Raw genomic sequence first — 13913 nt, 5'->3', positions numbered from 1 at the left:
CGAATTTGGCTAACATAGCGTCTCAAGGGCAAAATACAATCGCGATGCCTTGGGACCGGACCCCATCAAAGCCCCTTTGGCGGGCCCCTGCTGGCGTCGACCATTATTGATTCGTGCGACATATGGAAGTTTTCCGTAATCTCGTCAAGCAACTGGAGCATCATCTTAGTTGTTATCACGTTGTCTATTGTTGGATTTAGGCCAGTTAGGGTTGTCGATATTTGCAGCAATGAACGAGCTGCGGCGTGCCCTGGATCTGCGAGGCCAAGGTCACTCGGGCCGGCCAATAGCGCCTCGGTCTCTCTAAGCAGACCAAGCTTGAACAAGACCCCTTTAGGATTGGCATGAACGCTATGGCTAGCCAATCGATAATAAGGACCGAGGTGATCGAGTTTGGCGGCTTCCATGATGTCCGCAATCTGTGGGTCGGATTTTTTCAGGTGTGCTGCGGCCCACCCCTGTGGCTTTCCAAATTCGCGTCCGTACCGATCGATGACTGAAGTATATTGCCCTTCGATCTGTCCCATTTCTTGATCATCAATCGGCTCTTGTCCGAGTCGCGCGGCATGGTTTTGATACTGACGAGCCGCTCTTCGAGTCTCAACGATTTCGTGCACTAGATAACGCTCTGCCAAATCCTCGCCGTGCTCTCCAATAAGATACGCGACGGCTGCGATCTCATGGAGAGTTCGCCACCTGGCCATGGCCCCATCGGCAAATCCACCGCTTAGCAACGCGACGATCTCTTCGGTAATTTGGCAGGACCGCGAATGGAGCAGACGAAGTACGGCTAACGTGCCCGCAACCAGATCTGGCTTATCGATACCGTGGGTGATGTTGTTACCGAATTCCCGGGCAATCGTGGTAAGCAAGCGGAGACCGTCAATACCCGGTCCCCAGCGCTCACCCATTCTTTGCCGAAATCCGTCTAGCAACTCCTGCTGATCTCGCGCGGCGCTAGGCCATTCCTGCTTCAGCAACGCAAGCAGATCAGCCGAGGTTTTCTCGATGAATTCCTCCGCAATAGCAGGAACGCTGTCTGATAGCTCGTCAAGGCGCCGCCCGAATGCTTCGTGGTCCTGCTCGGTAAACGAAATGATTACTTCCTTGTCGGGATTTCCGTCCTCAACAAGGACACTCCCGCTACTTGCTTGCAGAGCTTGCTGTGTGAGGGCGCTGAGCTGTGCTTCGGTCAACTCGATGCCTTGTTCGCCAATTTTCTGTTTCAGAAAATCTGCCAAAGCGCGACGCGGTAGCTCGCCTAACGTCCGGTCCAGCGCTTCCTGGAGAGAACCCTGAACAAGTGGTAGGGTCAATTTCGAGGTCATGATGCTCCGACTCGTATGTCTAGTCGTCTCTTTTCAACTTACGGCGTCGCCAATGATGCTCTTTAGCATCAAGATTGAACTGCCGCACCTCGTTGCGGTGTAGCGCCTGTATGACGCCAATGCGCGCCATAAACATCCAGGCGATGCCGCGCTCAGCCGCATACGTCAACATCTCCGTCGCGGTCGTGACCGCCGGCATATCGCGTTCCGATTTGGGGACGGTCTTGGCGAGGTAGGCCACCGCTTCGCGCAATGTGTTGAGACGTGTGCCATCTGACAATTCAATTGGATTATCGAACCTGCGTTGCCAACCTTTGTCAGCCATCAGGCGAACACCCTTTCGCCGCCGTGATGACGCCGGGGTTCTTCGAGGACGTACGCCGCGCGTCTCCCGGCATAGGCGCTGGGCCTGCTCTTGAATCCGAGGATAGGCTGGAATGCGTATGCGGCAGCCACAAGTCATTTTCCGGCAGTGCCAAAAGACACATAGCCCGGATTGCAATCTTCTGGTCCAAAGCAGGAGGACCCTTTTGCGGCATTCTCTTTCGTGCCGCTCATGGCAGTGTCAGCAGCAGCGCCCTCCAGCCTTGCCTGCTGGCAAGCCTGCTCGATATCGAGATCGTTAAAATCCTTACCCGCAATTATGAGCCCATATGAAGGTTCTCGGTAGATAAAGGGTTTATAGCCGACATATCCGCCAAATCCGTTCTTGGAGTTCACACTGCCGCAAGCCGTGTGTTTGTTTCCGTGTCGGAAAACGATAATATCTTGAAATTGAGCGGAATCCGGATCGCGAAGATTAGCCCGTACGACAGCTTTTGCCCGAGCGATCATGCCGCCATCTTCCCACCCGACGATCATCATCACAGCCAAAAGGCCGACAACGCCTATCCCGAAAATAAGTAAACCCTTCTTCAATGCAGCCTCCTGATATGACGGGCTTTCCCAAAACCTGAAATAATTTGCACGGGTATAATAAAAGGTACGTGAGAGTATTTCATCGACTGGCCTGTTGCGACGGAAACCGCTCGCCGCGTTCCCACATGGCATACTTCCGGGCCGTCCAGTCGCGCTGATCGGCGCTCTTTGCCGCGCGGCACGTCGGCATCTCCGCCGCCTGAGTCACAACAAACCACCCCCCTTCGTGCCTATGAACGGCTCAACCGGGGGAGTAACACTCCGTTCTAGCTCGTCGACGGCTTGAAGGGCGCTTTTCGTAGGCGGAAAGAAAATGGGCGTCGTTCGCTCCCCGAAACGATACGTAAAGTCATCATTTTCTGATGCCAGATCATCTATGAAACTGCGCGTGTTGTCGGTTATCACTAGTCCGAGGTTTAGGCAGCTTTGGCACAACACGCCGATGGCGTGATTCCGCCAACCCGGCGTTTCCTTTCCTTTTCCGTGGGCAGACAAGAACGCCTTGAACAAGAGCTCCGATGCGTGAGCAAGACAGAACAACAATGGAAATTGAAGCTCGTAGAATTTCCAGTCTTCGGGCACATCATCGACCAGCCAACGAACGTCTTTCTTGGGCATCGGATGGAGATGTAGAGTTCGCCCGGCCTCAAGGTATTCGCGTGCGGTCTCGAGATAGGCCCATGCGGGGTGGAGATTACGGCCCAACACCGTTCCGTGTCGCATCCACTTGTCGAGTTCGTTAGCCATCTTCTCGTCTTTTCCAAACTAAAAACCAGATTACGTAGCGGGTCGACTTTAGGCGCCTGCGCGCGCGGGGGCCATAAGCTTGTCAAAAAAAGTCGCCACGTCGCGCGCCACGATTTCGCCCGGCGCGTCGCTATGGCTCGGCGTGCGTGGGCGGGTCGGCAACTCGAAATCCGGCAGGCACAAGATCGGCCGTCGGCCATTGAAGAGGAGTTCCCACAGTGCCTCGTGCAGCGCGTGCAGAAATCCAAACAATGATTTCAGTTCGTCAATTGTGGCTCTGCCGAGCAGCGCGTTCATCTCGTCGCGGTCGGACAGCTCCTTATGCGCGAAGATTTTATCGCGTACATCCCGGAAGAGTTCCTCGTAGACCCGTCGGCGCTTTGCGACTTCGCCGCGCAAGGCACGAAAATCGGCGTCGCTGGCTTCGTATTTGCCGAGCACATACTCTGCCGCGAAAACAGGCGTGACGCCTTCGCGGATTTTGCGCGCCCGCAGCGCGTCCTGGGTGAAAATGGCTTTGTTGTTTCTTGCCATCTTGAGTAACACATCGACGTTATGACGCGAGCGCTGGTCGAAGACACGACCGAGAGCGACGAAAGCTGCAAGCAGCAGCGCATGATGAGCGGTAATCCAGAAAAGCGGCGTGTCATTAATCCGATCGAGAAGCTTTTCGTCGGCTGCAAGTTCGGTGCGGATTTGGAGCCATGCAAAAAAATATTGCTGTGCAACTTGTTCTTCCTTCCGGAAGACCTCGAGTTCGTCCCTAAATGCTATGTCCGTCACCATCCCCGTCCTCGAGCCTCGGCTGCGTCATGCTGCGGCAATGTCTTCCTTGTTCTCGCCGCGTGCCACGATCCTCAGCGCGTCATCTGGCAAGGGCCGCTGCAGAGCCTTCGCCTCATCCCATGGCGCGCGCAACCAGACGTCGCGCTCCTCGTCAGTCGTCAGGATCACCGGCATGGCCTTCGGATGGATCGGCTCGACGACGGCGTTCGGCACCGTCGTCAGGAATCCGTAGACGAAGTGAGGGCCGGGGATCGGTTTCGACTTGATGCCACGATCGCCCCTGAACTCGGTCCAGAGCCCGCCGAAGGCGAAGAGCGGCCGGTCGTCGTTGAGCGCGAACCAAACGACGTCCTTTTTCTTGGTCTCAGGGTTCGGTTCAGGCGCATACTCGGCGAAGCTGTTGGCCGGGACGAGGCTCCGGTTTTCCGGCTTCAGCCAGCCCCGCCAGTGCGGGGACGACGTGTTGCGGATGTTGGTGACCGGCGGGCCGCCCGTGCGCGGCGGTGGCGGCATTCCCCAGCGCATCATCACCATCTCGCGCTCTGCACCTGCGTTTCGAACCACGGGGGCGGGGTAGTCAGGGAACACGCCCGGCATTGGCGGCAGGTTGCCGACGTACCGATTGATCACCCGGAACAGCGCGGCGATGGCCGCTTGGTTCGTCGTGATGCTGTAAAGGTTGCACATGTCAGTACCGCTCGATCACATGCTCCACTCGGAAGCGCTCGCACCAAAGCATCATCTGCGGCTGAAATAGACCAAGCCGGGTGAAATAGCGCTTGTGTGCTTCACGCCAATACGCGAGTGACCGATCGCCTTCACCTTCGTCATAGGCAAACGCCTCATCGAGTTGATCGAACTGGCGCTGCGTTAGCTCGATCGTTTTCAGCACGACGCGCGGCCTATTTTTGCCATCGAGCGCCACCATGGGTTTTCCTACAGCGGCCCCTTTCAGCCCCTCGCTAACCGCCCAACATGTAGCGCGCTTTTTGCCTTCGAGCACCAGCTCGACGAGTTCGTCGGCCAGTGCTGGATGGTCGCCAAATGAAAATGTTTCGAGTGATCGCCAGTCCATGACCATGCGCGCTATCGTTCCCCCGGCCACCACGTCGACGGCGGATCGCTCGCCGTGATCTTGGTCGCGCGCAGCGCCACCAGATGGCTCCGCTTGTAGGGATAGCCCCGGACCTGCGAACAATCCTTGCAGCGCATGTAGCGCTCCAGCTCATGGACGGGCGTTGCCTTCGGTCGCCGCACGATGTCGAGGGCAATGGTCTGGTGCGTGTCGCAGCCAAGGCAGCGGACTTCGAGATAGCCAAACCCGGCGTTGATCGCGTCGCCCAGCGTCGGCGATGGCTGCGCCGGACCCTGAAAGCCGAGCATGCGCTTGTTCCACGCCTCGCAGGCCAAACGGTCAGCGGTCTTGCGCGCTTCCGCCGCCTGCTCAGCCGCTGCCCGGATCGATGCGCCGTAGATCGTCTCGCGTGACTTGTTGCCCATGCGAGAGAGGATGCGTCGGGGCACGATGGACAGGCAAGCCGCTACAGATTGCGGTGGATGGCGTGCCGGGCACAACGAAGGCGACGCGGCACCCCCCGGCATCGGCTTCAACCGCGCTAATGGAGGCGGCGGCGGTCAGGTCCGAAACAATGTTGGATAATGAATTTCCTAATGAAAACAATGTTTTACTGCGGGCAACTTCGGTGGCTGAACGGACGAACACCAGCCAGCCACAGGAGCAAGCCAGTGCGCAACCCCAAGCCCTTCACGGTCTTTCAGCCGATACCCGGCCAGAACCCGAAGCAACTTTTCACCATCCACGCCTATTCGCTCGCGCAGGCCCGCGTGATCGTCGCGGCAATGATCGCGGGCGAGACGTTCGTTATCGGTCCCGTCGCTCTCGACGGAGCCAGCCGATGATCCCCGATACCAAGAGCGGCCTTCCTGCGATGGCCTGCGTCTCAGCGATGCAGAAGGCGATCAGGCGCGGCCTGGAGCGCGAAGCGATGGAGTTCGCCGTCGAACTGATGCACACCTCGAAGGCGTTCCACTCGATGGTCTGCAAACGCCTTGAGATCATCTCCCACGAGGACATCGACACTCAGGCCGACCCGGCCATCGTGCCGTTCGTCGCGACTGCCGTCGCACAGGCGATGCGATGGTATGACCCGGAGAAGCCAGGCGCATCGCGGTTGGCAATAGGCAATGCCATCCGGTTGATGTGCCGCGCCCAAAAGAGCCGTGAGGGCGATCACTTCGGTGCGGCGATCGGGCTGCGCGCTCAACTCGAAGGCTTCGCGCCGGAGATACCGGACTGGGCCAACGATCGGCACACCATCGCCGGGAAAAAGCTGGGCCGTGGTCTCGATCATTTCCGCAAGGAAGGCGCGCGACTGGTCCCGCCGCCGACAGGTGATGATCTCTACGAGGACGAAGCCTACCGGCTGTGGGCGATCAAGCAGCAGGGCAAGGTGAGGCGATAGCGCCGGGCCGTCGCGAGCGGCAATGGCAAGTTCGCGCGGCCAAGACAGTGCGGGCCTCCTTCAGCCGCGTCTGGCTAAAACCGGAAGTTTCTTCCGCTTTTCCCTTATTGCCACGTCCACACCGCGCCGCTGCCGGTCAACGATCACGCCACCAGCAGCGCAACCGCGATGACGACCATCGCGATGTACCCGAACAACGATACGCTCGGCGAGCGGCTCAGGCTGTACGTCGAAGAGAACTTCCATGACGCTTGAAGAAGAGATCAAGCTTCACAGGTTCGCCGGTATCTCGCCAGAACAGTCTTTTACCGAGGCTGGCCGCCACTGAGAGGCGGTGGTGGCCGCCGATTAGAGTATGGTCATCCGTTGTTTGGGCGATGATCTCGCCGGCTTCGTCCACGATGATTTTCATGGGCCGCCTCCAATCCAACGCGCCGGTCAGCGCCGCCGCGATGGCGCGCAATCCATCTAACCTCGTGCCGGCCCCGGCGTTCCAACCCATGAATATCACGGCTTCCGTATTCGGCATGCGCCACATCGCACGCCGCCTATTGTGTACCGGTTCGCAAACTAAACCACGAAATGCTTGTTTTGAAATATATTTATAGCCCGGCGTCGCGCGGTCCCGGCAGTTCCTCACGCCCTCGGAAGGACCCGCGAACCGATGGGAGCGGTTGCATCACGCCCATCGCGTCATCGAGCACGTCGATGGCATATATCATCGACGGGCAATTAGGGAGGCGGCGCGTCCTACTCAATGTCCGCTATGCTCAGATAGGGACCAAATTCCGCAGCGTAGCGAAATGACGCGATGTGCCACAAGCGGACGTAGCGCTCTCGCTCAGATACCACGGGTCGACCGCTCGTGAGATCAGGAACGCTTCGCTTCGTCGAGGAATGCTTGCACGGCTTCAAAAAGCTTCAGCCGATTTCGCTCCAAACTTATCGAGTGGGTGCCCTCAGCCAATGCGACATAGCGCTTGTCGGGTGCGTTGACTAACAAGGGGAACAAGGTTTGCGCCATGTGGGGCGGGGCGTCCCTATCCCATTCGGCTCCAACCAGCAAGGTGGGTACAGTTATCTTCGAAGGGTCATAGTAGGGCTTTCCGGCCCCCCAGAACTCATTGCCGTCCAGCACAACCCCGTTGGGCGCCCGGACAACCGCGGGCATCATTTGAGCGCCAACGGGATCGGTCGCGAAGGTTGCATCAGCCCAAGCGTCGAACCATCCAGCCGGAATAAGCGTTGCCTTCTTCTCCTCCGGGACGCCGGTGTACCAACGCTGCTTGGCCTGTTCGCGGTTGACCATCCTATAAGCACCAAGCGGACCCGGACCAGCCTGCACCAGCGAGGCTGTCTGCCTGATCCAAAGCGGCGCATACAGGATCAGCCGCTCGACCTTCTGCGCGTTCTGGGTCGTGTAGGTGGCCATAAGCGCGGTGCCCCACGAAAAACCCAACAGGTTTAGCCTTGGTATGTTGCGGCGCTGTAGGATGAAATCGACAGCCGTACCAATGTCTTTTACGGCGGTTTCGCCTCGCACAATGGGTGGATTAGCTTCAGGCTTATCGGCCATCTCCGCCGGGCGGGTCGATTTGCCGTAACCGCGCAAGTCCAAAAGCCACACGTCGTATCCGCGCGAGGCCATATACTCCATCCACGAGACACCATCGAGCTTGAGGTCGAACGCGGTTTCTGACGGATATGTCGCGCCATGAACATACAACACCGTCTGCTCGGGACGGAATGTTGTCATGCTTGCTGGTCGCTTGTTGCGAACGTAGATTTCGATCCCCGGATCGCCCGTTTTCACCATTATCTCGTCTGTGACAAGGGGCGGCGTTTGTGCGATTGCAGGAGCAGCGATTGTAGCGAAAATGACAGCTCCGATTGCGGCAATTTGAAATCTCAATGTAACCTCCCATACTTCCCAATTCGTTGATCAAAATTATCCGGATGGTAGCTGTAATCTCGAACCACCGCCATCAAGAAACGATCAATTTGGCACATTTCGGTGCAACCAAGCGGAGCACGTTAGGAGCGTTGACGACTTTTTCAGCATGTCGCCTTCGGGTCCATTCGCGACCGGGTTGGCCAGCGGCAAGTCCGTGCATGGTCCGCTATGCCACCGAAAGCGGAAGTCGCACCGTCGCCGCATCATCGTGACCACCGCGGCGCCGCGCAGACGACCGACACGCCAGCAGCGCCACGCGCTCATCGAAAGGCCCGGAAAAGCGCTGCAATGCTTTGCCATATGGTCGCGCGAACAGCCATTTTCAGCGGCGACTTGAGGCGCCACCTTCCGCCCGATCGCAACCTGTGCGATAGCTTCTCGGGACCAGAGGAGTGGATCAGGTGCAAGCCGATTTATTTTACAGCCCAAAGAGAACGCTTGCTCGGGCGCATCATCATATAGAGGTCCTCCGTTCCAAGACAGATGATTTCATGAATGGCAGGGCGCCTGGGACCTATATGATCGAGCGACGACCCGGTCCGAAAAACCAGCACACAATCAAATTTGATCGGGACTTCTTCGAAGAACTTTGCAGCATCGCGTTTGATGCCGCAAACAACCTGCGCTCTGCACTTGATCAGACCGCCTACGCAACCGCTCTCGCCGACGGAACGCTTAAGCCAAAGAAGGCGTACTTTCCGATGGCTGGCTCTCTCGAAAAGCTGGACGATGTCGTCAAAGGAAGATGTGCCGATCTTCGACCGGAGATCATCGCACTGTTTAGGACTTTCCACCCCTACGCCGGTGGCAACCTTTGGTTGGCTGCCCTGAACACGCTCTGCAATACTCAGAAGCACGCCACGCTGATCCCGTTCAAGACGGATAAGCATCAGGTCATGTACGTCACCAAGGGTATAATGCTGGGCTTCGGGCATCGCTGGGACCCGCAGTCATTCGCGCTGGAACTTCTCGGCCTTAACGGTGCCGATTTCACGAACGGAGGAGGCTATTTCGCTTTCGGTCTCTCGTTTGCTTCGAGCGATCCTGTCATCGGCGGCAGCGATCCTGCTGGCTTGCTTGGCGGAGCGGCGATCCAGGTTGATCGCGTGTTGAAGGAGACCGAACTTGAATGTCAGCGTCTTGGCCTGAGTTAGTTTTTGGGCAGGCCGCGCACCGGGAGCGACGGCGCAGGCGACAGGCGGCAGCGTCAAGGCCGCAGGAAGGCCGTACAGCGCGCCGCGAGCGACAGGCCAAGGACACCGGGCAAGCCGCGCCAGCGCACAGGCGGCCACAGGCCACCGAGGCGCAGCCCGACCGGATCAAGCCTTGCCGGGCGCAGCCCCAACTCTCGCCCAAACGGCAGGATGTGAAACTAGGGCCTAATAGGGCCCGGCGCGTTTCCGCCAGCAGCACGACGCGGGCCGCCAATTCAAAGAAACCCTTATTTTCCGGAGGTTTTTAGAGTTTTCAACAGGCGGAAAAAACGCCTAGACTTCAAGTCGTGTGGTCCTGGCGCCCCGATGCTGGCGTCAAGTTGCGCAGAAGTATCTGCGCGGCGACGGTGACAACAAAGCCCGGTCACCGGGGAGAGCGCGAAGTAAACCGTAAAGCCATTGCGCAGGGAAGGCCGGATGCCTCCGCTGAACCTGTATGCTCGTGTGCGTTTTCTTTATGTGCATTTGCACACGAGACCGCGGGTGCAGCGCGCACCCGGTCTTCCCTGCGCCCTCTGATTTTCGAGGGCGACTGCAATTGCAAACCTCGGGCGCAATGTGTCGCGAGAATGCAAAACTGTATCGAGCCGTCATTGCGAGGAGCGAAGCGACGAAGCAATCCACGCCTCCGCAAGCGGCAAAATGGTTGCTTCGCGGAGCCTGTCATCGGGCGCGCATTTGCGCGACCCGTCGGCTCGCAATGACGGGGAGGGCGCAGCGCCCCTAATTCAACGTCCGCTTGCAGTCCGGACCGTCGAGCGAGAACGTCGGGACGTCGATCTCGAACCGCTCGCCGCTCTCATTCACCATCTGGTAGCGGCCGGTCATGAATCCTGAGGCGGTCGGAAGTGGCACGCCGCTGGTATATTCGAAGCGCTCGCCAGGCGCGAGCACGGGCTGTTCGCCGACCACGCCTTCGCCGCGGACTTCCTGCTTGCGGCCCGAGGCGTCGGTAATGATCCAGTGCCGCGTCCGCAGTTGCACCGTCTCGTCGCCGGTGTTGGTGATGACGATGGTGTAGGACCAGAAATATTGGCGGTTTTCGACCGACGAGCGTTCCGGCAGGAAGTTCGGTTCGACGGTGACTTCGATCTGGCGGGTAACGGCGCGGTACATACGGGCGATTCTTTCCAAATCGTGTGACATCATAGCGAAAATTTCAGGCGGAACCAATCGCCGGCCGGCACCGACGACATCCATATCGTTCAAGTTCCAGATCGTCGTTTCAACAAAGTTCCGGCCTAATGCGCGTCCGCGCCGCCACAAGCCGCGCATCTTGCTTGCAACTCGGGGACTATAGTATCTGCCGATACTATCTTTCGTGTTAAGCAAGCGTATAAAAACCGATCTCGAGATGGGCCAGATGACGACAATTGCCGATCGGATCGCCGGACGACCTTTCGCGGAGGCCGCGGATGCGATTGCGCGAGAGCCGGTAGCTGCGCCGGCTGTTGCGGCGACCGCCGTGTCGCCTCCGGCAGGGAGCGAGCGCGAACTGCGGCTCGATCTGTTTCGTGGGCTGGCGCTGTGGCTGATCTTCATCGACCACCTGCCGCCAAATTTTTTGACCTGGTTCACGATCCGCAATTACGGGTTCAGCGACGCCACCGAAATCTTCATTTTCATCTCGGGCTATACTGCGGCGTTCGTCTATGGCCGCGCGATGCTTGACTCCGGCGTCGTGGTGGCGACCGCGCGCATCCTGCGGCGGGTCTGGCAAATCTATGTCGCGCACGTCTTCCTGTTTACGATCTTCCTCGCGGAGATTTCCTACGTCGCCACCAGTTTCGAGAACCCGCTGTACACAGAAGAAATGGGGATTATGGATTTCCTCAAGCAGCCGGACGTCATCATCGTCCAGGCGCTGCTCCTGAGATTTCGGCCCGTGAACATGGACGTGCTGCCGCTCTATATCGTGCTGATGCTGTTTCTGCCCGGGATCCTGTGGCTGATGAAATGGAGAGCCGACGTCACGCTGGGGCTATCGGTGCTGCTCTATGCCCTCACCTGGCACTACGATTGGTATCTGTCGGCCTACCCGAACGGCTTCTGGGCCTTCAATCCGTTCGCCTGGCAATTGCTGTTCGTGTTCGGTGCGTGGTGTGCGCTGGGCGGCGCCAGGCGAATGTCGCGGATTCTCTCGTCGCCGATCACGTTGTGGATTTGTTTTGTCTATCTATTCGCGGCGTTCTGCGTGACGCTGACGTGGTATTACCCGCAATTGAATCATCTGATGCCGCGCCGGCTTGAGCAATGGATGTATCCCATCAACAAGACCGATCTCGATGTGCTGAGGTTCGCGCATTTTCTGGCGCTGGCGGCCATTACGGTGCGCTTCCTGCCGAAGGACTGGCCGGGACTGAAATCGCGCTGGCTGCGGCCGCTGATCCTGTGCGGACAACATTCGCTGGAGATTTTCTGCCTCGGCGTCTTCCTGGCGTTCGCCGGGCACTTCGTGCTGGCCGAAATTGCCGGCGGGGCCCGGCTGCATTTCATTATCAGTATTTCCGGAATCCTCATTATGTGCGGCATGGCGTGGGTGATTTCGTGGTACAAGCACGTTGCCGACAAGAGTGCCTCACGAGCAAAAGGCACCGGCGGCAACGCTGATATGGCGGGAGGGGGCTGATGAAGTCCAAGTCGGGAACCATCCTGCGCCTGACATTGCTGGCCGGCCTTTTGATCGCGGGGCCCGTTCGCGCCGAGGATGCTCCGCAGAGTTGCGAAGTTCCGGCCTATCTGCTCACAAGCGAAAGCAGGCTCCCGAAGGTCGCGGAAGCCATAAAAAACGGCCGTTCGCTGGATATTCTGGTGGTGGGTAGCCGGTCGTCGACCATCAACACATCAGACGGAAGCGCCTATCCCAGTCGCCTGCAGGCAATGCTTCTCGATCAGCTGCCTGGGGTGCCGGTGAACGTTTCCGTCGAACTACAGGCAAAGAAAACCTCCGAGGAAGTAGCCGCCGGGCTCGCCAAGCTTGTGGAAGCAAAGAAGCCTACTTTGGTCATTTGGCAAACCGGCACCGTCGATGCTATGCGATCCATCGACCCCGATGATTTTCGCAGCGCCGTCGACGAAGGAGTTGTTGCGTTGCAAAAAGGCGGGGCCGATGTGGTCTTAATGAATCTGCAATATAGCCCCCGCACGGAAACGATGATTTCGGCAGCGCCGTACCTAGATAATATGCGGGTGGTAGCGCAGCAGCACGAGATTCCGCTGTTCGATCGCTTCGCCATCATGCGTCACTGGAACGATACGGGAGACTTCAATCTGTTCAGCACATCGCATGGCATCGGACTTGCAAAGCGTGTCCACGATTGCCTTGGCCGGGCCCTGTCGAGTTTTGTGATCGACTTAGCTCGCCTCAACCCGGCGCAACAGAATTGAGGATCCGGCGTTAATGAGTTGTCCCAGCCCTTTTTGTCGAAGCGCATCGCTGGCTCTGGCCGCCGTCGCGGCACTCGTCCTGCTGACGCCGGTGTCGATGTCGCCCGCGCGCGCCCAGGCCGCGCAACAGGCCACGCTCTCGGACGGCGCTAAGTCTGATAAAGCCAAATCTGGCAACACCAAGCCGCAGGCGCCGCAGACGACCGCCGCGACCGGCGCGGGCAATGCTGCAGCTGTCGACCAGGCAAATCCAGCGCAGCAAAAGAGCCTCACCGCCAAGGCGATCGATAAGGTGAAGGAGGTCGCGAAATCGGCCAGCGACATCTTCAGCCGCGTTCCCTGCCTGCCGCCGAAGGGCGGCGCCAAATCGATGGGGTCGCTGCCGCGTGTGGCGAGCAAGCTCGCCGCGGGCGAGCCGGTGGTGATCGTCGCATTCGGATCGTCTTCGACCTCTGGCTACGGCACGACATCACCCGAGTTCACCTATCCCAACCGGCTGGCGGCGCAGTTGCGTCGGCAGTATCCGACTGCCGACATTACCGTTGTCAATCGCGGTCAGGGCGGCGAAGACGCTCCCGAAATGATGAAGCGGCTGCAGGTAGCGGTGCTCGACATGAAGCCCGATCTCGTGATCTGGCAAGTCGGCACCAATGCCGTGTTGCGCAACCTCGATCCCACGGAGACGATAAAGCTGGTGGAGGAGGGTATCGCGCGCATTCAGGCCACGGGCGCCGATCTTGTGCTGGTCGATCCGCAATATTCTCCGCAGGTCACCGAGCGCGGCGAGAGCGCAAGCAAGATGGTGAAGCTGCTCGGCAAGACCGCCGAATTGCGTCACGTCGGCGTTTTCCCGCGCTTCGAGGTGATGCGCGACTGGCACGAGAAGCAGGCGATCCCGATCGACAATTTCGTGATCGCCGACGGCCTGCACATGACCGATTGGGGGTACGCCTGCTTTGCCCAGCTGCTTGGCGACAACATCATCCGATCGGTAGGCCAGGTCAAAATCGGCGTCAACGTGCCGGCTCACGTGCAGACGTATCGGCCGATGTGAGCGTGCGCGAATGGGGAGTGGCGAATAGCGAATGGTGAAGTT

The 13913-nt window shown here is 58.8% G+C and carries 17 protein-coding genes; 6 read left to right on the top strand and 11 right to left on the bottom strand.

Features of this window, described 5'->3' with window-relative positions:
• Positions 1 to 65: 65 nt before the first annotated feature.
• The 8 genes from N554_RS37165 to N554_RS0105070 form a co-directional block, all read right to left on the bottom strand.
• Entirely contained in the window at positions 66 to 1328 is a 1263-nt protein-coding gene (locus N554_RS37165; RefSeq protein ID WP_051677319.1) for a DUF5677 domain-containing protein, read from the bottom strand.
• Between the two features lie 19 nt (positions 1329 to 1347).
• Positions 1348 to 1653: a hypothetical protein gene (locus N554_RS0105105; protein ID WP_029582494.1), complete on the bottom strand. Its 306-nt coding sequence runs from the start codon at positions 1651 to 1653 to the stop codon at positions 1348 to 1350.
• Between the two features lie 134 nt (positions 1654 to 1787).
• Positions 1788 to 2246 carry a hypothetical protein gene (locus N554_RS35415; RefSeq protein WP_036052429.1) on the bottom strand — a complete coding sequence of 153 codons (459 nt, stop codon included), beginning with the start codon at positions 2244 to 2246 and terminating at the stop codon, positions 1788 to 1790.
• A gap of 204 nt (positions 2247 to 2450) precedes the next feature.
• Entirely contained in the window at positions 2451 to 2993 is a 543-nt protein-coding gene (locus tag N554_RS0105090; protein ID WP_029582492.1) for a hypothetical protein, read from the bottom strand.
• A gap of 48 nt (positions 2994 to 3041) precedes the next feature.
• Positions 3042 to 3776 (bottom strand): AbiU2 domain-containing protein, encoded by a 735-nt coding sequence (locus tag N554_RS0105085; protein ID WP_156041781.1) that lies wholly within the window; start codon positions 3774 to 3776, stop codon positions 3042 to 3044.
• A 27-nt stretch (positions 3777 to 3803) separates the two neighbouring features.
• Complete coding sequence (locus tag N554_RS0105080; protein ID WP_029582490.1) at positions 3804 to 4466, bottom strand: SOS response-associated peptidase; 663 nt, start codon at positions 4464 to 4466, stop codon at positions 3804 to 3806.
• A 1-nt stretch (position 4467) separates the two neighbouring features.
• Complete coding sequence (locus N554_RS0105075; protein WP_051677318.1) at positions 4468 to 4860, bottom strand: ASCH domain-containing protein; 393 nt, start codon at positions 4858 to 4860, stop codon at positions 4468 to 4470.
• A 5-nt stretch (positions 4861 to 4865) separates the two neighbouring features.
• Entirely contained in the window at positions 4866 to 5279 is a 414-nt protein-coding gene (locus N554_RS0105070) for a hypothetical protein (protein ID WP_029582488.1), read from the bottom strand.
• Positions 5280 to 5525: 246 nt separating this feature from the next.
• Between N554_RS0105070 and N554_RS39575 the strand changes: the two genes are divergently transcribed.
• Together N554_RS39575 and N554_RS0105060 are read left to right on the top strand one after the other, a co-directional pair.
• Positions 5526 to 5699 (top strand): hypothetical protein, encoded by a 174-nt coding sequence (locus N554_RS39575; protein WP_156041780.1) that lies wholly within the window; start codon positions 5526 to 5528, stop codon positions 5697 to 5699.
• Positions 5696 to 6262: a hypothetical protein gene (locus N554_RS0105060; RefSeq protein ID WP_029582487.1), complete on the top strand. Its 567-nt coding sequence runs from the start codon at positions 5696 to 5698 to the stop codon at positions 6260 to 6262. The genes N554_RS39575 and N554_RS0105060 overlap by 4 nt, the downstream gene beginning before the upstream one ends.
• A 217-nt stretch (positions 6263 to 6479) precedes the next feature.
• On the opposite strand, the gene N554_RS41720 is transcribed toward N554_RS0105060, so the two are convergent.
• Both N554_RS41720 and N554_RS0105045 read right to left on the bottom strand, forming a co-directional pair.
• Positions 6480 to 6791 carry a ParB N-terminal domain-containing protein gene (locus N554_RS41720; RefSeq protein ID WP_245283527.1) on the bottom strand — a complete coding sequence of 104 codons (312 nt, stop codon included), beginning with the start codon at positions 6789 to 6791 and terminating at the stop codon, positions 6480 to 6482.
• A 342-nt stretch (positions 6792 to 7133) separates the two neighbouring features.
• The gene (locus N554_RS0105045) at positions 7134 to 8174 is read right to left on the bottom strand and encodes an alpha/beta hydrolase (RefSeq protein ID WP_029582485.1); all 1041 of its coding nucleotides are present in this window, start codon (positions 8172 to 8174) and stop codon (positions 7134 to 7136) included.
• A 434-nt stretch (positions 8175 to 8608) separates the two neighbouring features.
• On the opposite strand from N554_RS0105045, the gene N554_RS0105035 reads away from it, so the two are divergent.
• Complete coding sequence (locus N554_RS0105035) at positions 8609 to 9370, top strand: hypothetical protein (RefSeq protein WP_156041779.1); 762 nt, start codon at positions 8609 to 8611, stop codon at positions 9368 to 9370.
• A gap of 783 nt (positions 9371 to 10153) precedes the next feature.
• On the opposite strand, the gene apaG is transcribed toward N554_RS0105035, so the two are convergent.
• Positions 10154 to 10546: a Co2+/Mg2+ efflux protein ApaG gene (gene apaG, locus N554_RS0105030; protein ID WP_029582482.1), complete on the bottom strand. Its 393-nt coding sequence runs from the start codon at positions 10544 to 10546 to the stop codon at positions 10154 to 10156.
• Between the two features lie 247 nt (positions 10547 to 10793).
• On the opposite strand from apaG, the gene N554_RS0105025 reads away from it, so the two are divergent.
• From N554_RS0105025 to N554_RS0105015, 3 genes are read left to right on the top strand one after another with little or no spacing between them, the layout of a single operon-like run.
• Positions 10794 to 12059, top strand: a complete 1266-nt coding sequence (locus tag N554_RS0105025; protein ID WP_029582481.1) for an OpgC domain-containing protein — start codon at positions 10794 to 10796, stop codon at positions 12057 to 12059.
• Positions 12059 to 12817, top strand: coding sequence for an SGNH/GDSL hydrolase family protein (locus tag N554_RS0105020; RefSeq protein WP_029582480.1), 759 nt, complete (start codon positions 12059 to 12061; stop codon positions 12815 to 12817). The genes N554_RS0105025 and N554_RS0105020 overlap by 1 nt, the downstream gene beginning before the upstream one ends.
• Before the next feature lie 13 nt (positions 12818 to 12830).
• Positions 12831 to 13871, top strand: a complete 1041-nt coding sequence (locus N554_RS0105015) for an SGNH/GDSL hydrolase family protein (protein ID WP_029582479.1) — start codon at positions 12831 to 12833, stop codon at positions 13869 to 13871.
• Positions 13872 to 13913 lie beyond the last annotated feature (42 nt).

This window comes from Bradyrhizobium sp. URHD0069, from assembly GCF_000701345.1.
Classification (GTDB): Bacteria; Pseudomonadota; Alphaproteobacteria; order Rhizobiales; family Xanthobacteraceae; genus Bradyrhizobium.
Note: the sequence above shows the minus strand (reverse complement) of the source record. Positions and strands in the feature narration are given on the sequence as shown.